We start from the raw sequence: 20024 nt of genomic DNA on the forward strand, positions 1-20024 counted from the left end.
GCATGCAGTTATACACCTACTTTCGTAGTTCAGCCGCTTATCGCGTTCGTATTGTTTTAGGTTTAAAAGGGCTGAGTTGGGAAGCGGTACCTGTGCATTTACTGCAAGATGGCGGTCAGCAACACAGTGCAGCATATAAAAAGATCAATCCTGCGGGCTTAGTGCCTGCCTTGAAAGATGGCGCAGCCGTTTTAAAGCAATCTTTGGCTATTATGGAATACTTAGAGGAAAGGTATCCCCAAGCCTCTATTTTGCCCGGTGACAGTGTGGCTCGAGCTCATATTCGTGGTTTGGCCTATGATATTGCCTGTGATGTGCACCCCATCAATAATTTGCGCATTTTAAAATACTTAGAAAATTCCGTTGGTTTATCGGCCGAACAGCGTAAAGAGTGGTATTTGCACTGGGTTGCATTGGGGCTAGAGGCCTTTGAGCAACAGCTAGTGGCGTATAATCAATCAGGGGATTTCTGTTATGGCACCGTGCCTTCCTTGGCAGATGCCTGTTTAATTCCCCAGGTCTTTAATGCACACCGATTTGGATACTGCACCGACCATTTACCGCGGGTGACTCAAGCGGTACAGGCTTGCTCGCAATTACCCGCATTTATACAAGCCGAGCCATCTAATCAACCTGATGCTGAATAATGCAATTTGAACCGTATTCTGATGAACAAATCGTTGTGGTCTTGTCTAATGCACCAGATGAGTCCTTGGCAAAACGAATCGCTCACATCGTGATCGAAGAAGGTTTAGCGGCATGTGTGAACCTTGGGCGGCCTAGCTTGTCTATATACATGTGGCAAGGCACGCTTGAGGGGGCCGAAGAGGTCCCCTTAACTTTTAAGACCACGGGTGCACGGGTGTTAGCGCTAATGGAGCGCATTAAATCTTTGCATCCGTATGATGTTCCCGAACTACTCGTACTGCCTGTAATTGCAGGGCTAGACTCTTACATTCAGTGGGTAAAAGAACAAACGTCAGCGTAGCCTTGGTTCAGGTTTAATCACTGTTAACCAAAGGATTTTCTATGTTGGGTACCTATCCCGCTCGCTCAGCTAAACACAGCTATTATCGGTTTGTGTTTGGGTTTTTCGCATTGGTATTTATGTGGTTTGGGGCAGTTTCGGCCCATGCCGAAGAGGATTTTCTCGAGCCAGAGCAAGCGTTTCAATTACAGGTCGCCCACCATAGTCCTACTGAGCTCGATGTTTTTTTCGAGATTGCACCTGCTTATTACATGTATCAGTCGCGTTTTGGTTTTGCCGTAAATGGCACACCTATTGCGAACGATCAAGTCCAGTATCCGCCCGCCAAAGTCATTTTTGACCCGACGTTTGGCGAGGATATGGCGGTGTATCGTGAACAAGTCACTGTTCGTGTTCCTATTCCTGCCGGTCAGGGTGTACCTGGTTTACCTCTGAATTTTGAGATCAATTACCAAGGCTGTGCCGATGCCGGGCTGTGTTATTCCCCTCTTACCGAAACGGTGCAGATAGTTCCTGTAGCGGATGGCTACGAAGCACAAGGACAATGGGTGCAGGCCAGTGTGCCAGCGCCTTTAGATTATGTTGTAGAAAAAAAGACCACCGAGTCCGTCAGTTTTACGGATGCCCTTCAGTTAAGTGATACGGGTATTGCTGGTTTTTTGGCACAAGCCAGTTGGCCTCAAATGATGGCGCTAGCCTTTGTTTTTGGTTTGTTTTTGTCCTTTACACCTTGTGTATTACCCATGGTGCCTATTTTGCTTAGCATTATTGCAGGGCAACGTTCACAGGCGGCTTTGTCTAGAAAACGTGGGTTAGCATTGGCCGCAGTGTATGTGTTCGGTATGTCGTTAGTCTATACCGCGCTGGGGGTGGCCGCAGGTCTGGCGGGAGCCAGCTTAGCGGTATGGTTGCAAACCCCGTGGGTGCTTAGTTTATTTGCAGTGGTATTGGCTGTTTTAGCTTTGTCTATGTTTGATGTGTATACCCTGCAAGTACCTTCAGCGTTGCAATCGTCATTACAAGGACGTCTAGCCAAAATCCCTGGTGGGAAATACGGTGGGGTGTTTGTGATGGGGATGGTATCTGCGCTAATCGTAGGGCCATGCGTAGCAGCACCGTTAGCAGGGGTATTGTTATTTATTTCTCAAACCGGTGATGTGGTCTTAGGTGGTGCTACGTTATTTGCTTTAGCGTGGGGCTCTGGGGCGCTCTTATTACTGGTGGGGGCCTCCTCCGGCGTGCTATTGCCCAAAGCAGGTGGGTGGATGAACGGCATCAAATACGCCTTTGGGATTTTACTGTTGGCTACGGCTTGGTGGATGGTGAATTCCGTCTTACCCACATGGGTGCTGATGCTAGGATGGGCCGTGTTAGCCATGTGGAGTGCTGTGTTATTAGGTGCATTCCGAGCGCTTAATGCTGACAGCAGTGTGTTGGCTCAACTATTAAAAGCAGTAGGGGTTTTAGTGGCCGTGTGGGCTGTTGCCTTGACGGTGGGGGTAGCCTCAGGGGGGCGTAGCCTAACGCAGCCTCTAGCTGGTTTGGGTCTAGGTGCTACCGCTACCACAGCGGTGGCGGCACCCAGTTTTCAGTCTGTTAGCTCGGTGCAGCAGCTTGATGAACTGTTAGCCACTACAGACCGGCCTGTTATGCTGGATTTTTATGCGGATTGGTGTGTGTCTTGCATAGAAATGGAGCAGTTCACTTTTACTAACCCCCAAGTGGCTCAAAAGATGGAGCACATGCTGTTGTTACAGGCAGACGTAACCCAAAATACGGCGGCAGATCGTGAGCTATTAAAACGATTTAATTTGTTTGGGCCACCAGGGATTATCTTTTTTAATGCTCAAGGCCAAGAGCAGTCCGACCCTCGAGTGATTGGTTTTATGCCGGCTGAAGCCTTCGCTGCAGAGCTAAACAAGGTTTTATAATTAACGCCATACTAAAAAGCCCTTCTTGTTAAAGAAGGGCTTTTGCGTGGGGCTAGGTTTGAGCTATTTTCGTTTTGCTTACGCTGGTGTAAATGGAGTAGAGCAGAATAAGTAAGCTCAAAACTAAAAAAGCCAAACTAATGGGCTTCTCTATAAAGAAGCTGAGGTCGCCATCAGAAATAATGAGAGATCGACGGAAGTATTCCTCCATCATAGGACCCAAAATAAAACCTAATAATAAGGGAGCCGCCTCAAAGTCTAAAACCAAAAGCAGGTAACCCACAAATCCAATAAAAATAACTAAACCCACATCAAAAAAACTTGAGTTTGTGCTGTATACCCCTACACAGATAAAAAATAAAGCCGTTGGGTATAAGTACTTGAATGGCAGAGAGATGAGCTTTACCCAAAAACCAATAAGAGGGTAGTTGATTACGAGTAGCAACAGGTTACCAATCCAGAAACTGGCAATAAGCCCCCAAAAAATATCGGCGTGCTCAGTAATAAGAGCTGGACCAGGCTGAATGCCATGAATAATTAATGCTCCAAGCATAATAGCCATAACAGGGTCACCAGGTATCCCCAAGGTTAATGTAGGAATAAAGCTGGTTTGCGCGGCTGAACTCGTGGCTGCCTCTGGAGACGCAAGACCTTCAACGGCTCCTTTTCCAAACTCATGGCTATTTTTGGAAATGCGTTTTTCTGTAGCGTAGGCAATAAATGAGGCAATAACAGAACCTGTACCAGGCAGCACTCCTAGCAAAGAGCCTATTGAGGTCCCGCGGAATAGTGCGCCACGCACTTTTTTGATGTCTCCTTTTTTGGGACGGATGGATTTACTATCGACTTTTATCTTAGTTATTGGAGATGCAAGGTCGGAGTTGTTGATGTTTTTTAAGAAATCAGCCAAACCGAAAAAACTCATCGCTAAGATCACAATGCTAAGACCGTTGGCGAGCTCTATAAAGCCAAAAGTAAAACGCATGGTGCCTGTGTTGACATCTATACCAATAAGTCCCAAAACCACTCCTAGCAACACCATAGCGATACTTTTTAAAGCAGAGCCATTAGCTAAGGTGGAGCCAGCAATTAGACCTAATAGCATCATACTGAAGTATTCGGCAGGCCCGAATTTAAACGCAATGCTAGAGAGGATTGGCGAGAGAAAAACCATCAATAAAATGCCGCAGGTTGCTCCAAAAAATGAACCAAGTAGTAGCATAAATAGAGCGGCTCCGGCTCGACCTTTTTTGGCCATGGGATGCCCTTCTAGACAGGTAACAGCATGGGCGGCTGTACCTGGCAAGTTCAGCATAACCGAAGTAATACCTCCTCCGTATTGGGAACCATAGAAAATACCGGCCAGCATAATGAGAGCGGCAGTAGGTGTCATGGAATAAGTCAGGGGTAGCAGAATAGACAGAGACGCCATGACGCCCATACCGGGCAAAACACCGACTAGGTTGCCAACAACGACCCCAAAAACAGCCCAAAGTAAATTATCTAGCTGAAAAGCGACACCAAAGCCGGCAATTAGATTATGAAAGATATCCATTTTAGAAGTTCGCCGTAAAGAGGGGGATTTGTAGGTCTAGTAAATAAATAAAAATAAAGGTCCCGATGAGTGTAATAGCGCTAGAAAGGAGAAGGGTGTTACTTAGTTTGAACTCTGAAGAGCCAATAGATGAAATGAAGACCAAGGCAAAAGAGGCTGGTACGAATCCGCAGGCATCGCCTAGATAAACAAAAGCGCTCAGACCAAGGAAAATAAAAATCCAACCTCGTAGACGGCTGCGTGAAAAAGAAATGTGTTTGAAGTCGCTTTCAGTTGGGATGACATGGGACGCAATCAGATAAATAAAACCGAGAATAAGCATAAGCAATCCACAGTAATAGGGCATGAAACCCGGGCCCATTTCTCGTAGAGTGCCAATGTCATATTGCTGACTTAGCGCGACGATTCCTCCTCCTAATAACCACATAACACCGGTTGATAACCAGGCCTTTCTATTGAAAGTGGGTCTCATTTTTTGCCTCTTTTTTATATAGATATATATACTTGACAACTAAAGAGTATACTGTAATATATTTTCTGTTAATCAGTGAAAATACTAAATAAAAAAATTTAAGGAAGAGAGATGAGCAACACCACCTTGGCTTTAGAAGGGCTCTGCCCGCAGTCTAGAACCCTACCGGAATTGTTAAAACTACGAGCAAAACGTTTGCCAGCTAAACGATTTCTAGTGGATGAGGACGGAGGAGTTTGGACAGGCGTCGATGCATTAAAAGCAGTACAGCAGCGAGCGTATAACTTCAAACAGTACGGTATAAAAAAAGGTGATAAGGTTGCGTTGATTGCGCCGAACAATCTGTTGTTTGTTGAGCTGTTGATGGCGGTAGCCTGGGTGGGCGGTATTGCCGTTCCTATTAACGCGGCATTAAAAGGGGCGCAGCTCCAGCACGTGTTAGAAAATAGTGATGCGCGACTTATCGTATGTGATAACGCTATTTTGCCTAATTTGGCTGAATTGGACTTAAAAGCAACAGCGCTGCAAACAGTTTGGACTTTAAGCCCTCATGTGCAATCGAATATGCAGGGGCTAAGTGTGCAGGAGCTACCTGTACGTAGTCAACAGGAGTGCGAGGCCATTCGTATTTTGCCTAGTGATCCGATGGCTATTTTGTATACCTCTGGTACATCGGGTCCGGCTAAAGGGGTGATCTGTCCTCATGCTCAGTTTTATTGGTGGGGAATTCATACAGGTAACAAACTAGAATTGACCAGCGATGATGTGCTGTATAACTGTCTGCCTCTATTCCATACCAATGCTTTGAATACGATATATCAGGCTTTGGTTAGTGATAGCACGATGGTGATTGGTAAGCGTTTTTCAGCTAGCCGACTATTTCAAACATTAACAGACAATCAGGCCACAGTCGTGTATTTGCTTGGGGCGATGATTCCTATTTTGTTAGCGCAGCCGTCTCGGTCTGCTGATCAAACGCACCGTATTCGTTTGGCTTTAGGCCCTTCTGTTTCTATCAAGCAGCAAAATGATTTTGAACAGCGCTTTGGTTTCCCATTGTTAGATGGGTATGCGTCAACGGAAACAAACTTTATTATTGGTGGGGCGTTAAAAGACCAGCGTCCAGGAGTAATGGGGAAAATTACGCCTGGCTTTGAGGCACGAGTTGTTGATGAGTTTGGTGAGCCAGTGGCTACTGGAGAGGTGGGTGAACTAATTTTACGTAGCTTAGACCCCTACTCTTTCTCTCTTGGCTATTACAAGATGTCTGAGGCCACTATAGAAAGTAGAAAAAACCTTTGGTTTCATACCGGAGATCGAGTCAGTGTGGATGAAGATGGGTACTTTAAGTTTGTGGATCGTCTAAAGGATATGATTCGCCGCCGAGGCGAAAATATTTCCTCGTATGATGTGGAAAATGCCTTGTCTTCCTATACAGATATTGAAGCGGTTGCTGTATATGCAGTTGAGTCGGACTTAGCCGAAGAGGAGGTGATGGCAACATTAACACTACGTTCTCAGAATGAGGTTGATTTTGCCAAGCTCATCGAGCATTGTCAGAAAAATTTAGCGTATTTTGCCATTCCTCGTTATTTTCGTATTGTTAAACAGATGCCTTTGACCGAAAACGGAAAAATTCAAAAATATAAATTACGGGCAGAGGGCATAACCACAGATACGTGGGATAGAGAACAATCCAATATTGTATTAAGGCGAGACTAAGATGCAGACGACACGGATTATTGATGCCGTTGAGCTGCCTTATGTTCGTTCGAGCGAGCACGATTCAGCTACTTTAATCTGCGATGCCGTTTTAGCTTTACTTGAAAAAACGGGACTGTCTATTGTTGATATAGATGGTTTGGGAGTGGCTTCATTTAGCTTGGCACCGAACCGCGCTATAGATATCGCTTGGCGCTTGAGCATGAGTTTGTCTTGGGTGCATGATGAGGCGAATGGTGGTGTAAGTGCCTTAAACATGGTGCAGCATGCTATGGCTGCTATTGCTACTGGTCAGGCATCAGCCATAGTGCTCGTGGCCGGAGATAGTTTTGACAAAGCGATGTTTGAGCAGCTAATTAATGGCTATAACAGTACGACTCAAAACTATTTGGCTCCTATAGGAGCGGCAAGTCCCAATACTCTTTTTTCTTTTTTGACTAAGCAATATCAGGAGTTGCGTGGATTAAAGACCGAGGACTTTGGTCATCTGGTTCTGCAACAGCGACAATGGGCTGCGCTGAATCCTAGTGCTCTTTATCGTACTCCATTAAGTATGGAGGAGTATTTGGCGGCATGCCCTGTTACTGATGTGCTCGGTCTTTATGATTGTGTGCCCGTTGCAGCCGGAGCGAATGCGATTTTATTAGTTCGAGCCGATCATCCTCTTGCTCAACAGGGGCCAAGTCTTGCCATTCGTGCCTTTCAGGCCAAACATAACTATGACAATCAACTAGGGACGGGTTTACAGACAGGACTAGCTCAAATCAAAGACCATCTCTGGAAACAAGCCGATTTGGCACCTGATTCTATAGATGTATGTGCCATTTATGATGATTATCCTGTGATGGTCTTGGCTCAGTTAGAGGATTTGGGGTTTTTTAGCGCAGATCAGATTCGTCCTTTTATTCGAGATCAGATTGCTACCCAACGTTTTAAATTGAACACTTCTGGGGGGCAGTTGTCCTGTGGGCAAGCAGGTACAGCAGGAAGTATGTTGGGTTTGGTTGAGGTTATTCAACAATTAACAGGGCAAGCAGCTGAACGTCAGGTGGTGCAGCCCCAGTATGGGTTGGTGACTGGGTATGGCATGGTGCAATACCGCTATTGCATGTGTGCGGCCGCCATGGTTTTAGAGGTGCAAAATGTTTAAAACGGAACAGTGCCAACAATGCAAGCAATCGGTTTACCCGCCTAAGCAGATTTGTCCTAACTGTTATGGCTCGAATTTTATTTCGGCTCCTGATCAGATAGGACAGATAGTTGCCCAAGTTAAAAATGCGCATCAAGACCATTACATAAGTTTAGTTAAAACTAAAAACCACGTTTTAGTTTTTGCTATAGCAGTACAGGCTTTGCCAGTAGGCCAAGCAGTACGTATTTATGAAGACAATAAAAAACTGATTTCCATTCCTATTGAGGAGACAACTGATGAAAAAAACCGTTAATACCTTGTTGTTAGGTTCTGTATTAGCTCTAAGTAGCACGGCTGTGTTAGCAGAGAAAATAACTATAGTTGTGCCATACCCTCCAGGTGGGGCAGCAGATCAGCTAGCACGGGTTATTGCCCAAGGTTTAACTGAGCAAAAAGGGCATCAGGTGCTAGTTGAAAACCGTCCCGGCGCGGGGGCTCAGATAGCAATGAACCAGCTGCAACGAGTACGCAAAGATGATGATATTGTTTTAATTTTGTCAGATCATAGTGCTTTTACTTTAAATCAAAAACTATATAAGAATCTTAATTACGATATTAAGAACGACATTAAACCAGTCACATTGGTCGCAGAGGCACCTATTTTCTTATTTAGTAAAACAGAGGGACCACTTAATACTGCAGAGAGCTTTTTGGCAGCAGCTAATAGCCAGAATTTAAGATATGGCGTGCCTGGTATAGGAACGGGCACGCACTTAACTGCTGAGATGCTCAATCTAGAGGTAGACGGCAATTTGACGGTAGTGCCCTATCGTGGTGCTGCACCCGCTTTGGTGGATTTAGTGGGTGGGCAGCTTGATTTTATGTTTGATGTATCAGCAGGCAGTACAGCTTTTGTGGAGAATAATCAATTAACTGTTCTAGCGGTAGCTGATCAAGTGCGTAGCGACTTAAAGCCGGATGTACCCACATTAAAAGAGCTGGGAGTTAATGACGTTGATTTTAGAATTTGGTGGGGGCTAGGAGCGCAGTCCAAATTAAAAGACGAGCTAATTAACCAAGTTCAAGCCGATGTATCTGAGGTATTAAATAATCAAAAGGTGATTGATGACTTCAGAAAAAGTGGCATTTTAGTGCAAACCACCACACCACTAGAAATGGAAAGTTTGATTAATGGAGAAATTAGTACCGTAGGTCCATTGATTGATGAGTTAGGACTTAGCATTCAATAAGATAATAGGAAAAGCAGCTAATAAGCTGCTTTTTTTAGTTATGGTGGATGGTAGTGAGTTGAGCTTGAATTGCGCAGTATTTATCACGACAGATAATTAGATTTTCCGCCACAAGCTGCTTAGCAAGATGAGGGTCTTTATTGAGAAAGCTTTCCGTGATTTGCTGAATACGTTGTGCTGTACCGTGACGAAAATCGGGGTCACTAAGAGCTTGTATGCGAGCTTGCTCAGCCCAGTCACGTAAGCGGTCCATTGTGTCTTTAAGGGTTAAGTTGTGAACAGCCTGTGCCCAAGTACGTCTAAAACTCCAATTAGCCAACAGGTTGTCCTTGACCAGACCCTGTTGATCGGTCAAGGCAACTTTTTTACTGGCAGCCTCTAGAGATTGGAGCTGAAAATCAGTGGCGGCTTGACAAGCTTGGTAGGCGGCTTCGGGGTCTAGCAAAAGACGTACAGCAAAAATATCGAAAATATTTTCAGCCGAGTATGCTTTTAATATAAACCCACGATAGGTGGACTCTAAAAAACCTTCGCTTCGGAGTTGTAGTAGTGCTTCGCGCACAGGCATTCTCGACATACCTAGCTCTAGGGCAATGTCTTTGTCTACTAAACGATTAGAGTAGGTAATTTCGCCGATTAGAATGGCGTGCCTTAGATGGTGATAGGCACGCTCTCGATTATTTAATGGTTGATTTTTTGGGTTCATAAAAAACGTAGCATTTTTAACGTACTACACGACTACAATACCTTGGGTTTGAGCTTTAGCTATTTGCTTTCAGCCATTTTGCCGCTTCGATGGCAAAGTAGGTCAAAATACCATCTGCACCGGCACGTTTAAAAGCGAGCAGAGCTTCCATCATGACCTTGTCGTGGTCTAGCCAACCATTTTGACTAGCGGCCTTCAGCATGGCGTATTCACCACTGACTTGATAAGCAAAAGTAGGCATACCAAAGGCATCTTTGACCTCGCGTACTACATCAAGGTAAGGCATGCCTGGTTTTACCATAACCATGTCCGCACCCTCGCGAATATCTGCTGCTACTTCACGTAATGCTTCTAGACGGTTTGCTGGGTCCATTTGATAAGAGGCTTTGTCGGATTTACCCAAGTTAGAGGCCGAACCGACTGCGTCACGGAAAGGACCATAAAACGCGCTGGCGTACTTTGCTGAGTAAGCCATTAAGCGGGTATCAATGAACTGGTTTTCATCCAGAATGCGACGAATAGCACCCATACGACCATCCATCATGTCGCTAGGAGCAATAATGTCTACTCCGGCCTGAGCCTGAGTAAGAGCTTGTTGGCACAGTACCTCGACGGTAGGCTCGTTTAATACGTAGCCGTTTTCATCAATAATGCCGTCTTGACCATGACTGGTGTAGGGGTCGAGCGCTACATCCGTTAGGATGCCTAATTCAGGAAATTCTTTTTTGAGTAAAGCAACAGTACGCGGAACAAGGCCATCAGGGTTGCCTGCCTCTAGGCCTTTAGGGCACTTGAGTTCGGCGTCGATAGATGGGAATAACGATAAAACAGGAATACCAAGTTTTACGCACTCTTCGGCTATAGGTAACAAGGTATCGGGGGAGTAACGGTTCACGCCTGGCATAGAATCGACCGCCTCTTGGACGTTTTTGCCATCGCGAATAAAAACAGGATAAATGAAGTCGTTCACACTGACCGAGCTTTCACGAACCAAGCGACGAGTAAAGTCATCGCGACGATTACGACGAGGACGGCTGTGTGGAAAATGAACGTCAGGTAAAAATTTTGTCATGGTACAAATTGTGGAGAAATCCAGTTCTCTATGTGTAGGGTGGCCTCTTCGAGGCCGAGACGGTGCGTGGCAGAAAAAGGCAACGCGTGTACCGCTCCGATTTCTTTGAGCTCTTTGCGAGCTGCAGCGACCGCTTGAATGCGTTTGCCATACGCGAATTTGTCGGCTTTAGTTAATAATACTAATACCGGACGGCCTGTGGGCGCAATCCAGTGGGCGAGCTGTAGGTCAAGATCAGTCAGGCCACGCCGTATATCAATGACCAGCACAATGCCTGCCAGAGAGCTACGCTCGCGTAGGTAACTGCCTAACACCTGATCCCACTGTTGTTTTTCTTGGCGATTAACGGCGGCATAGCCGTAACCAGGCAAATCGACTAAATAACCTAATTGACCGTCTTTATCGAGTGGGTCAGGAATACCAAACATGTTAATTAAACGTGTGCGGCCAGGCGTTTTACTGGAAAAAGCTAAGCGTCGTTGGTTTGTTAACACATTAATGGCAGAGGATTTTCCCGCGTTAGAGCGCCCCACAAAACACACCTCTGGTGGGCCTGCTGGGGGTAATTGCGAAAGTTGCGCTGCTGAAATAGTGAAACGAGCGCGATGTAATATAGACATGGTGTAGCAATTTCCGTTTAATTTTGTAGCTCTATTGTATAATCACTAAGTTTAATACTGTATCGTCGTATTCTTAGCAAAAGATGCTGATGTAGAATGCGACGGGTTTGGCGGCATAAGCCTCCATTGCTTATTCCAGTTGAATCGCGATTGTCGAGGACTACATGAAGCGCGTGCTATCAAAATTTATTATCACAAGCAGCCTAGTGGCGGGTTGTTCCGTGCTGAATTTCGCTTATGCTGCCGAAGCAGCAAAGCCCGACTTACAAAAAGGCGAACAGCTTTATATTAATGGCAATGTATCTAAAGGTGTACTTGCCTGTGTAACCTGTCACGGCGAAGCCGGTAACAGCACGTTAAGTGCGAACCCCAACTTAGCACATCAGCCTTTTGAGTATATCGTTAAACAGCTGCACGATTTTAACTCCACCAAAGATGGGGTGCCTGCTCCTCGTTTAGGTGCGGGTGGGGCTCCTAGTGTAATGGCTAGTATTGCTGCTGGTATGACTGAAGAAGACATACGCAACGTGGCCTTTTATCTTAGTCAACAAGACTTAGACCTAGAAAAAGCGGCCACAGCAACGGATTTAGAAAGTCTAGATCGTGGTCAGCAAATCTGGCGTGGTGGTTTGCCCGAGCGCGGCGTGGCTGCCTGTGCGGCCTGTCATGCTCCTAACGGTGCCGGTATCCCTGGTCAGTATCCCCGTCTTGGCGGTCAATTCCCTTCCTATATTGCCGAGCAATTACGCTTATTCCGAAGTGGTGATCGCAACAACCAAGTCATGATGCACGAAATCGCTGACCGTATGAACGACAAAGACATCGATGCCGTCGCTGATTACGCAGCCGGATTACGTTAAAAACACAGTCTAAGCGGTTTAAGCTCATCTTGCGTGTTTGCAAGATGAGCTTTGTTGTCTGTAAAAGTTAAGAAGTGCGGAACTTTTGCTGGGGTGTGCTTTCTAACTCGGTTAGCGTTCCTTCTTCCTTATTTGTTTAAAAGTTAATTTTGTGACTGAACCAATTACTCAACAACGAGCTAGTGCCGCTGATATTACAGAGCTGCTTGGTTCCATGCGCTTTGCGATTAGCCTACTGGTTTTTATCTGTATCGCTAGCATTATTGGAACGGTCTTAGTTCAAAACGAGGCCTTAAATGTTTATACCGACCAATTTGGCCCGTTTTGGACTGCATTATTCGACAAGTTCACCATCTGGAATGTGTATAACAGCTGGTGGTTTCTAGTTATTATGGGCTTTTTGGTGATGTCGACTACACTATGTGTAATTCGTCATACGCCTAAAATGCTGCGTGAGGCACGCACTTTTCGTGAGCATATTCGTGGCTCTAGCTTGCGCGCTTTTCCCCATCGTATCGATATCAGTTCAAGCCATATACCTAAGGAAAATCTACCTGCGATTGAGTCGTGGCTTAAAGCCCACAATTACGCTTTTAAAGTGCGTGAAGACGAGGATGGTAGTTATTTAGTAGCCGCCAAAAAAGGGGGCGCTAATCGCTTAGGCTATATTTTTGGTCACGTTGCCATTGTAGTAATTTGTATTGGCGGCATGCTAGATAGCGAGCTTCCGGTGCGTTTACAGGTGTGGTTTGGCAATAAAGCCGCCATCACGGAAAATATGTTTATTTCCGAGGTACCAGAGTCCGGACGCCTTAGTTTGGCTAACCCCAGCTTTCGCGCCAACATGATGCTACCGGATGATGCTCGATCTTCTAGCGCTATCATTAGCTATGGTGATGGGGTATTGATTCAACCTTTGCCCTTCGTTCTGCATTTAAAACGTTTCTACATTGATTACTACTCCACAGGCATGCCAAGTAGCTTTAAAAGTGAAGTAGAGGTCATTGACGAAGAACGCGGCGAACGGTTTGAGCAGCTGATAGAGGTCAACGAACCATTGCGCTACCGAGGCGTGACGGTATACCAATCAGGTTTTGACGATGGTGGTAGCCGCCTAACCCTAAGCGCTTATCCCTTGCAGGGCAAAGATTACGAACCGGTGCGTTTTAAAGCCACCGTGGGAGAGAGTCAGTCAGTAACTTACAATAACAGTGGCGAGAGCGTAAATGCGATGTTTAGCGAGCTACGCGTTTTTAACGTCGAGGACTTAACCGACGGTGCGCCACAACCCAAAGCGTTTATAGAGCACGTTGCTGCCGTCTCGGGTAGTAATGTTCGTCCTAAAGACAATCTAACTAACGTAGGGCCTAGTGTGTTGTATAGCCTGACGGACAAACAAGGTCAGTCATTTGAGTTTGTAAACTACATGGCCCCTATGATGCTTGACGATTTCCCTGTGTTTTTATTGGGCATGCGTCGTAATCAGGCCGATTTTTACCGTTATGTGCGTATTCCGGCTGATGCAAAAAACAGTATGGAAGAGTTCATGATGTTGCGGGCCATTACAGAGGACACAGATGCATTGCATTTGGCGGCTCAACGTTTTGCGCAGCGTAGTGGTCAGGTCGAAGCCAACTCGCTCATGGAGGTCGCGGCTTTTAAAACCATTGAAACCTTCATGAAAAAAGGCTTTAACGGCATTATTGAACCCGTGCCCGAAAACGAGCGTGAGCGTATCCTTAGCTTAACGGTGCCAATGTTACAAATGACTTTGCTTGAGTTGCGTAATATTGCGCGTGAAAAGCACGGCCTAGACGCAGTGGATTACAGCGGTGAGCGTGGTGCCCACGAGGAAGAGTGGGTGCAGTTGGCACTGTTGGCTTTTGCCAATATGCCAGATTACCCGGCTCCTGTAGTATTTAAACTAGATAGTTTTGATCAAGTGCAGGCCAGTGTATTCCAGGTCTCACGCAGCCCTGGTATGTATATTGTGTATACCGGTAGCTTGTTCTTGGTAATCGGTGTGTTCGTCATGATTTATGTACGAGATCGCCGTATTTGGGTTTGGGTGCGTCCTGACGAAAAAGGTAGTTTATTAACTGCCGCCATGACATCCCAACGTCGTAACTTAGACTTCCAACAAGAATTCCAACGCTTCCAACAGGCTTTTGAGCGCTTGTCCGAAAATAGAGGTAATGAACATGTCTAATCCAGCCGTTTCGTCTCCGTCCATGTGGAGCGGAGACGACCAGCGTGCGCCAAGCGGAGATTCCCGAGGTGTACGAGGTCGTCCTACGATTAGTGATTTTATTTATTTAATCGTCCTTGCCGTGGCGGCGGTGTATTGTCTTAACACCTACCCCGACCAAATGGACTATTACGAACGTATTATTTTGGTTGCTACCGTGCCCTTGTTGGCATGGATGGGTTGGTTGTGGCGTCCTTTGCGCACCATGACAGTGGTGGTGGCTTTGGTGTCGTTATTTGCCATTTGGCTTTACTCCCCAGATGGCAACTTATTAAACGGCGATATTAACCGTTCTGAATCTGTATTTTTCTTACGTTATTTAATCTCTTCTCAATCTGCCATCTTATGGATGTGTGCCTTGTTCATTTTGGCCACAGTGATGTATTGGATAGGGATGGTCAGCAAAACCGCTGCATGGATTGGGTCTGGCTTAACGTGGGCTGCTGTGTATGCGGGGGCTATTGGCCTATTAGTACGCTGGCGTGAAGGCCACTTATTAGGCCCTGATATTGGTCATATTCCGGTCAGTAACTTGTACGAAGTCTTTGTGCTTTTTGCCTTAATGACCGCCCTGTTTTACTTGTACTACGAGCGTCGTTATCATACCCGTGCTTTGGGTGGCTTTGTTTTGCTGGTCATGTCATCGATTGTGGTGTTTTTGCTGTGGTATTCCTTTACGCGTGATGCCCATCAAATTCAGCCTCTTGTGCCAGCGCTAAAAAGCTGGTGGATGAAAATCCACGTGCCTGCTAACTTTATTGGGTACGGTACCTTCTCCCTAGCAGCTATGGTGGGCTTGGCCTATCTAGTCAAAGAAAATGGCGAGACCCGCTCATGGGCTAAGCTAAGTCCTGTGTTTGTTTTAGGGGTGCTCCTCTGTGCTGAGCCGCTTATTTTTAGCTCGGGCAAGTTCTCTGCTACATGGATGGTGTATTTTGGGATTAGCGCCATTATTGTTGGCTTAATTATGGCTTTCCGTGGTCCTATTTCACGTCAGTTGCCCTCATTGGAAATCCTTGACGACATTATGTATAGGGCCATAGCGGTTGGGTTTGCGTTCTTTACCATTGCCACTATTTTAGGTGCGCTCTGGGCTGCTGACGCATGGGGCACCTATTGGCAGTGGGACCCTAAAGAAACCTGGGCTTTGATTGTTTGGCTAAACTATGCCGCTTGGTTGCATATGCGCTTTATGAAAGGCTTGCGTGGTACGTTTAGTGCGTACTGGGCATTAGTGGGGTTGTTGATCACTAGCTTTGCATTCTTAGGTGTGAATATGTTCTTGTCTGGTTTGCACTCGTATGGCGAGCTCTAAACAGGGCTTTAATTGAAAAAAGGTGGCTTATTTCAGCCACCTTTTTTTATGCTGCCATTTAGTAGAAGCAATACCTACAAGCTTTGTCGTACCAGTGAGTTAATGTATTGATTTAGATAGGGTGGGGTAGTTATTTTCAATAAAAGTCTGTGTGTCGGTCTTATTAATCAGCTCCATCACCGAGCGAGTTTGTAGGATTTTTGTTGGCGATACCGATGGGCTAATCGCATAGCCCTGCGCATAATGCACACGCATAGTATTTAATATAGATAGCGTTTCTGCGTCCTCAACCCATTCCGCTACACATGCCATGCCTAGGTTATGAGCTAGCTCTACTAATGTGCGCACAATAGCAATATTGCTTTCTTTGTGCAGCATGTCACGAATTAAGGCACCATCAATTTTGATTAGGTTTGCAGGTAGCTCGCGTAAATAACTAAACGACGTATAGCCCGCCCCAAAGTCATCCAAAGCAATGCGTACCCCTTTATTTTGCAACTGGGACATAAAAGTACGAGTACGTGCTAGATCCTGTAGGGCGACCCCTTCAGTAATTTCCACACATAAGCGATTTAGTTGGGCTTTGTACTGATCAAGAATAACAAATAAATCTGCAATAAACTTATCGTTGTTCAAGGACGAACCGCTAAGATTAATGGTGACCAAATGCAGGTTATGCAGTTGCTCTTGGTGCTTGGCTAACCATTCTAGGGTGGTCACAAATACCCACTTATCTATAGTGGAAATAGTGCCGTTTTCTTCGGCTGCCATAATAAAGTTCTGAATGGGAATGAGATCGCCGTTGGCGCGACGTACACGTAATAAGACCTCTACATTCAAGCTGTTTACAGGATCACTAAGATTTAACAGTGGCTGCATTTCAATAAACAGGCCTTGGGTTGAGCCGTTTTCCAAGCGCTGAAAGAGAGTGAGTTCTTCGGCGTGGTATTGCATTGCTAACGAGTCGTGCTCATACACGATCAATTCATTTTTATTACGTCGGGCTGCTGTGCTGGCACTTTGAGCCATACGCAAAGCGGCTTGCTCATCCATATCAGGGCCAAGCTCAATTAAGCCCATGTGCACTTGCAGCTTATAATCACGAGTCTCTGTTTTGATAGGGGTGTTATTAAGACTGTGAGTTAACTCTTGGGCCATAGTACGGGCATCTTCCGTAGTAGTGTTTGGCATAATAAAAACAAAATCATCGTTACCGATGCGACCAAAAGCATAACGATCTTGTAATAGCGTGTGCAAGCGCTCACTAATACTCTGCAGCAGCGCATCGCCGGCAGCATGCCCATGGGTGCGACTGACTTGGCTAATTTGGCTAATTTCCAAATAGGCTAAAAAGCACGGCTGATGATTGTTTAAATGGGTCAGAGTGTAGTTCAAGGCTTTTTCTAAGCCATGTTGATTCAACACGGTACTCTGTGCGTGTGCACGAACGGGGTCTACACTTTCTTTATCGTGGGTAATAGGTTGCAGACTGACTAAAAAATAAAAAGGGTGGCGTTTAACAAAGAGCCGGAACTGGTGGTGATAAAAGCGATTTGGTGTGCTTTGCAAAGGAGAAACTTCTATGGCTTTACCTTGACGGGTACATTGAGCCAGAAACTTCCAATTTTGCACCGGAAAAAGCTCAGTCCATTGATTGGTTTGCATGTGAATCAACTGTTGGCTAAGCCGCTGGAAAGCACGGTTAGCATACAGAATGAGGCCATCGTGATCGATACGGATCAGAGGTAAAGGGTATTGATGCAGTTGGCTATAGAGTTCTGTGTGTTGTTGATTACGTTGACGTAAAAACTCTAAAAACCACACGATTACAACGCTTTGGCACAAAACAAAAAACACAAAAGCAGTAAAAATATTGATTAAAGGGTTAGCGCCATACCCAATGTTAAGTCCATAAGCCAGTACGCCCGCTAGCAATACACTGACTAATAAAACTTGCCACAACAATAACTGCCCAATTTGGCTTATTAAACGCTGCAGACTGAGCCATAAAGCACTCCCTAGGCCAAGAGGCAGGGCTACCGTTATTAAGGCCTGAAAAGGTGCCTCAAAAGGTAAACAGGCCACTATAAATACACTACTAGCCAAACCATTTAATAATCGATTGAGCGGTGCAGCAGAGTTTAGGTTAAGTGCCGTATGCAAGAGCTGCTGTGTTAGCAAAAAATACATGCCAACAGTGAGCTGATTGAAATAAGGAAGTAGCTCAGGTGGGATGTGTAGCTGTAACCAAAATGCGTCTTGGTGTAAAAAAATACTGCCTAAACGCAAATTGCATAGAACCCAAGCCCCCGATAGCAAAAAAAAGCTATTGTTTTTATAAAAGGCTAACAATACCGCAAACAAAGCGGTTGCCCATAAACCGCCTTCGAGGAGGTGGTAATGGTGTGAAGAAACAAGTGACCCAAACAGCTCTTGTTGTAAGGTCGGGTTGGGACTAAGAAAAAAAATCCCAAGTAGTGACAGCAAGCCTATGAGACCCGGAATAAAACGAGTCGAAAGCAGATGGTTAATTGTTGCTAAAGACCACCGCTGAAAAAAAAGCACTGTCAAAGCGTACTATCCAAGAAAACAGCCTAATTTGGCTAGAGTTAAATCAAATCCTGACGGAGTGAACACCCCTCCTATATGACTTAACGTTTATAGCTGGATTTTCTTTACTGCGCCATAAGTAAAAACAGCCCATTTATGGGCTGTTTTTTTGGAATTAATCGATTAAACGTTCGTGTTCAAATAGGCTTTGCAATTCTTCACGAGGTCTGACTAAGTGCACAGATTGTTTGTCCACAATGACTTCAGCAGCACGAGGGCGCGTATTGTATTGGCTAGCCATGGTGAATGCATAAGCACCTGCTGACATAACCGCTAATAAATCATCTTGTTTTAAAGCTAGAGCGCGATCTTTAGCTAGCCAATCGCCACTTTCGCAAATAGGACCAACAATATCGTATTGATCGGCTGCGGTGCCATCAGTATGGGGACGTACCGGCTCTACATCGTGCCATGCGTCGTACAGAGTAGGGCGAATTAAATCGTTCATGGCGGCATCGACCACAGCGAAATGCTTGTCTTGATTGGATTTTAAGTACTCTACGCGCGTAAGAAGCACGCCCGCATTGCCCACCATTGAACGACCAGGCTCTAGAATCAACTGCAAGTGACCGAGATTGGCTTTATCTAAAGCGTTGAATACAGCTGAGAGCAGGTCAGAGGGAGTAGCTGGGGTTTCGTCGGTATAGCGGATACCTAAGCCCCCACCAATATCTAGATGGCTTAGTTCAATGCCTTGGGCTTGAAGCTGCTTAATAAGAGCGATTAGCTTGTTAAGCGCGTCCAGATAAGGACTGATTTCAGTGATTTGCGACCCAATATGGCAATCTAAACCCACAATGGTCAGGCTTGGCATTTGTTGTGCTTGGGCGTAAATCGCTGGCGCAATGGTTATGTCTACCCCAAATTTATTGTCTTTAAGACCGGTAGAAATATAAGGGTGGGTTTTTGCATCCACGTCTGGATTAACGCGTAATGATACAGGCGCTTTTACCCCTTTTTCTGCCGCAATAGCGGCAATACGCTCGAGCTCAGCAACGGACTCCACATTAAAACATTTAATGTTCGCATCGAGTGCGGCTTCGATTTCCCAGCGTTGCTTGCCCACACCAGAGAACACGACCTTAGCGGGATCTCCTTTTGCGGCAAGGACTCGAGCTAACTCGCCCCCCGACACAATATCAAACCCCGTACCTAAACGAGCGAACTCATTCAAAATAGCGAGATTAGAGTTTGCTTTCATGCCATAACAGACGAGCACATCTCGACCTTGAGCGGCTTGGTAGTAGCTATTCCATGCATCATGTAGCGCTTGGCGGGAATACACATATAGCGGAGTACCAAAATCATGAGCAAGCTGCTCGAGTGATACGTTTTCAGCGTGTAAAACGCCGTCTTTATGTTGAAAATGTGTAGCTACAGTCATAGAAATAAAAACATTCCATTAATTTTGTGAGACTGAGTCCGACTCAGAGGCGGGCTCAGGCAGATACAGGGGGCCTTTGTAGCCACACCCTGCGGTCCCTATAAAAAGGGCAATCAATAATGATAAGGCGCTTAGCCGAGTTAGTACATGATTCATGAT

At 45.6% G+C, this 20024-nt stretch carries 18 protein-coding genes; 10 read left to right on the top strand and 8 right to left on the bottom strand.

The features are described from left to right. Positions 1-2 precede the first annotated feature (2 nt). Genes maiA through dsbD form a run of 3 tightly spaced genes read left to right on the top strand, consistent with a single transcriptional unit; the run spans position 3 to position 2919 of the window. Positions 3-647: a maleylacetoacetate isomerase gene (gene maiA / locus ACBP46_RS11350; RefSeq protein WP_371016836.1), complete on the top strand. Its 645-nt coding sequence runs from the start codon at positions 3-5 to the stop codon at positions 645-647. Further along, positions 647-988, top strand: coding sequence for a divalent-cation tolerance protein CutA (gene cutA / locus ACBP46_RS11355; RefSeq protein WP_371016837.1), 342 nt, complete (start codon positions 647-649; stop codon positions 986-988). The genes maiA and cutA overlap by 1 nt, the downstream gene beginning before the upstream one ends. 41 nt (positions 989-1029) lie before the next feature. Then, positions 1030-2919, top strand: a complete 1890-nt coding sequence (dsbD, locus tag ACBP46_RS11360; protein ID WP_371016838.1) for a protein-disulfide reductase DsbD — start codon at positions 1030-1032, stop codon at positions 2917-2919. Between the two features lie 52 nt (positions 2920-2971). On the opposite strand, the gene ACBP46_RS11365 is transcribed toward dsbD, so the two are convergent. Then, positions 2972-4474, bottom strand: coding sequence for a tripartite tricarboxylate transporter permease (locus ACBP46_RS11365; protein ID WP_371016839.1), 1503 nt, complete (start codon positions 4472-4474; stop codon positions 2972-2974). 1 nt (position 4475) lies between these two features. Further along, the gene (locus tag ACBP46_RS11370) at positions 4476-4946 is read right to left on the bottom strand and encodes a tripartite tricarboxylate transporter TctB family protein (protein WP_371016840.1); all 471 of its coding nucleotides are present in this window, start codon (positions 4944-4946) and stop codon (positions 4476-4478) included. Positions 4947-5057: 111 nt separating this feature from the next. Here ACBP46_RS11370 and ACBP46_RS11375 point away from each other — a divergent pair, with 111 nt between their 5' ends. Genes ACBP46_RS11375 through ACBP46_RS11390 form a run of 4 tightly spaced genes read left to right on the top strand, consistent with a single transcriptional unit; the run spans position 5058 to position 9050 of the window. Beyond that, the gene (locus ACBP46_RS11375) at positions 5058-6668 is read left to right on the top strand and encodes an AMP-binding protein (protein ID WP_371016841.1); all 1611 of its coding nucleotides are present in this window, start codon (positions 5058-5060) and stop codon (positions 6666-6668) included. A gap of 1 nt (position 6669) precedes the next feature. Beyond that, positions 6670-7818: a thiolase family protein gene (locus ACBP46_RS11380; protein WP_371016842.1), complete on the top strand. Its 1149-nt coding sequence runs from the start codon at positions 6670-6672 to the stop codon at positions 7816-7818. After that, positions 7811-8113, top strand: coding sequence for a hypothetical protein (locus ACBP46_RS11385; RefSeq protein ID WP_371016843.1), 303 nt, complete (start codon positions 7811-7813; stop codon positions 8111-8113). The genes ACBP46_RS11380 and ACBP46_RS11385 overlap by 8 nt, the downstream gene beginning before the upstream one ends. Beyond that, positions 8097-9050 carry a Bug family tripartite tricarboxylate transporter substrate binding protein gene (locus ACBP46_RS11390; protein ID WP_371016844.1) on the top strand — a complete coding sequence of 318 codons (954 nt, stop codon included), beginning with the start codon at positions 8097-8099 and terminating at the stop codon, positions 9048-9050. The genes ACBP46_RS11385 and ACBP46_RS11390 overlap by 17 nt, the downstream gene beginning before the upstream one ends. Positions 9051-9084: 34 nt before the next feature. Here the strand turns inward: ACBP46_RS11390 and ACBP46_RS11395 are convergent, their stop codons facing one another. The 3 genes from ACBP46_RS11395 to yihA are packed head-to-tail and all read right to left on the bottom strand — an operon-like array spanning position 9085 to position 11448. After that, a complete protein-coding gene (locus ACBP46_RS11395; protein ID WP_371016845.1) occupies positions 9085-9756 on the bottom strand; it encodes a GntR family transcriptional regulator in 672 nt (223 codons plus the stop codon). A gap of 55 nt (positions 9757-9811) precedes the next feature. Further along, complete coding sequence (hemB, locus tag ACBP46_RS11400; RefSeq protein WP_371016846.1) at positions 9812-10828, bottom strand: porphobilinogen synthase; 1017 nt, start codon at positions 10826-10828, stop codon at positions 9812-9814. Then, positions 10825-11448, bottom strand: a complete 624-nt coding sequence (gene yihA / locus ACBP46_RS11405; protein ID WP_371016847.1) for a ribosome biogenesis GTP-binding protein YihA/YsxC — start codon at positions 11446-11448, stop codon at positions 10825-10827. Before yihA ends, hemB begins: the two co-directional genes overlap by 4 nt. Before the next feature lie 164 nt (positions 11449-11612). On the opposite strand from yihA, the gene ACBP46_RS11410 reads away from it, so the two are divergent. From ACBP46_RS11410 to ccsB, 3 genes are all read left to right on the top strand, one after another. Beyond that, complete coding sequence (locus tag ACBP46_RS11410) at positions 11613-12308, top strand: c-type cytochrome (protein ID WP_371016848.1); 696 nt, start codon at positions 11613-11615, stop codon at positions 12306-12308. A gap of 214 nt (positions 12309-12522) precedes the next feature. After that, positions 12523-14517: a cytochrome c biogenesis protein ResB gene (locus ACBP46_RS11415; RefSeq protein ID WP_371016991.1), complete on the top strand. Its 1995-nt coding sequence runs from the start codon at positions 12523-12525 to the stop codon at positions 14515-14517. After that, on the top strand, positions 14510-15871 hold the full coding sequence (gene ccsB, locus ACBP46_RS11420; RefSeq protein ID WP_371016849.1) for a c-type cytochrome biogenesis protein CcsB: 1362 nt from the start codon (positions 14510-14512) through the stop codon (positions 15869-15871). Before ACBP46_RS11415 ends, ccsB begins: the two co-directional genes overlap by 8 nt. A gap of 99 nt (positions 15872-15970) precedes the next feature. On the opposite strand, the gene ACBP46_RS11425 is transcribed toward ccsB, so the two are convergent. The 3 genes from ACBP46_RS11425 to lptM form a co-directional block, all read right to left on the bottom strand. Then, a complete protein-coding gene (locus ACBP46_RS11425) occupies positions 15971-18436 on the bottom strand; it encodes an EAL domain-containing protein (RefSeq protein WP_371016992.1) in 2466 nt (821 codons plus the stop codon). A 160-nt stretch (positions 18437-18596) separates the two neighbouring features. Further along, positions 18597-19865: a diaminopimelate decarboxylase gene (gene lysA, locus ACBP46_RS11430; protein WP_371016850.1), complete on the bottom strand. Its 1269-nt coding sequence runs from the start codon at positions 19863-19865 to the stop codon at positions 18597-18599. Between the two features lie 18 nt (positions 19866-19883). Continuing rightward, complete coding sequence (gene lptM, locus ACBP46_RS11435; protein WP_371016851.1) at positions 19884-20021, bottom strand: LPS translocon maturation chaperone LptM; 138 nt, start codon at positions 20019-20021, stop codon at positions 19884-19886. Positions 20022-20024: the final 3 nt, after the last annotated feature.

This window comes from Paenalcaligenes hominis (assembly GCF_041359055.1).
In the GTDB taxonomy this organism is placed as follows: Bacteria; Pseudomonadota; Gammaproteobacteria; order Burkholderiales; family Burkholderiaceae_B; genus Paenalcaligenes; species Paenalcaligenes hominis_A.

Bases quoted from the DNA above. Each gene is read 5' to 3' on its own strand.
- maiA (WP_371016836.1), top strand. From the start codon at position 3: ATGCAGTTATACACCTACTTTCGTAGTTCAGCCGCTTATCGCGTTCGT.
- cutA (WP_371016837.1), top strand. From the start codon at position 647: ATGCAATTTGAACCGTATTCTGATGAACAAATCGTTGTGGTCTTGTCT.
- dsbD (WP_371016838.1), top strand. From the start codon at position 1,030: ATGTTGGGTACCTATCCCGCTCGCTCAGCTAAACACAGCTATTATCGG.
- ACBP46_RS11365 (WP_371016839.1), bottom strand. From the start codon at position 4,474: ATGGATATCTTTCATAATCTAATTGCCGGCTTTGGTGTCGCTTTTCAG.
- ACBP46_RS11370 (WP_371016840.1), bottom strand. From the start codon at position 4,946: ATGAGACCCACTTTCAATAGAAAGGCCTGGTTATCAACCGGTGTTATG.
- ACBP46_RS11375 (WP_371016841.1), top strand. From the start codon at position 5,058: ATGAGCAACACCACCTTGGCTTTAGAAGGGCTCTGCCCGCAGTCTAGA.
- ACBP46_RS11380 (WP_371016842.1), top strand. From the start codon at position 6,670: ATGCAGACGACACGGATTATTGATGCCGTTGAGCTGCCTTATGTTCGT.
- ACBP46_RS11385 (WP_371016843.1), top strand. From the start codon at position 7,811: ATGTTTAAAACGGAACAGTGCCAACAATGCAAGCAATCGGTTTACCCG.
- ACBP46_RS11390 (WP_371016844.1), top strand. From the start codon at position 8,097: ATGAAAAAAACCGTTAATACCTTGTTGTTAGGTTCTGTATTAGCTCTA.
- ACBP46_RS11395 (WP_371016845.1), bottom strand. From the start codon at position 9,756: ATGAACCCAAAAAATCAACCATTAAATAATCGAGAGCGTGCCTATCAC.
- hemB (WP_371016846.1), bottom strand. From the start codon at position 10,828: ATGACAAAATTTTTACCTGACGTTCATTTTCCACACAGCCGTCCTCGT.
- yihA (WP_371016847.1), bottom strand. From the start codon at position 11,448: ATGTCTATATTACATCGCGCTCGTTTCACTATTTCAGCAGCGCAACTT.
- ACBP46_RS11410 (WP_371016848.1), top strand. From the start codon at position 11,613: ATGAAGCGCGTGCTATCAAAATTTATTATCACAAGCAGCCTAGTGGCG.
- ACBP46_RS11415 (WP_371016991.1), top strand. From the start codon at position 12,523: ATGCGCTTTGCGATTAGCCTACTGGTTTTTATCTGTATCGCTAGCATT.
- ccsB (WP_371016849.1), top strand. From the start codon at position 14,510: ATGTCTAATCCAGCCGTTTCGTCTCCGTCCATGTGGAGCGGAGACGAC.
- lysA (WP_371016850.1), bottom strand. From the start codon at position 19,865: ATGACTGTAGCTACACATTTTCAACATAAAGACGGCGTTTTACACGCT.
- lptM (WP_371016851.1), bottom strand. From the start codon at position 20,021: ATGAATCATGTACTAACTCGGCTAAGCGCCTTATCATTATTGATTGCC.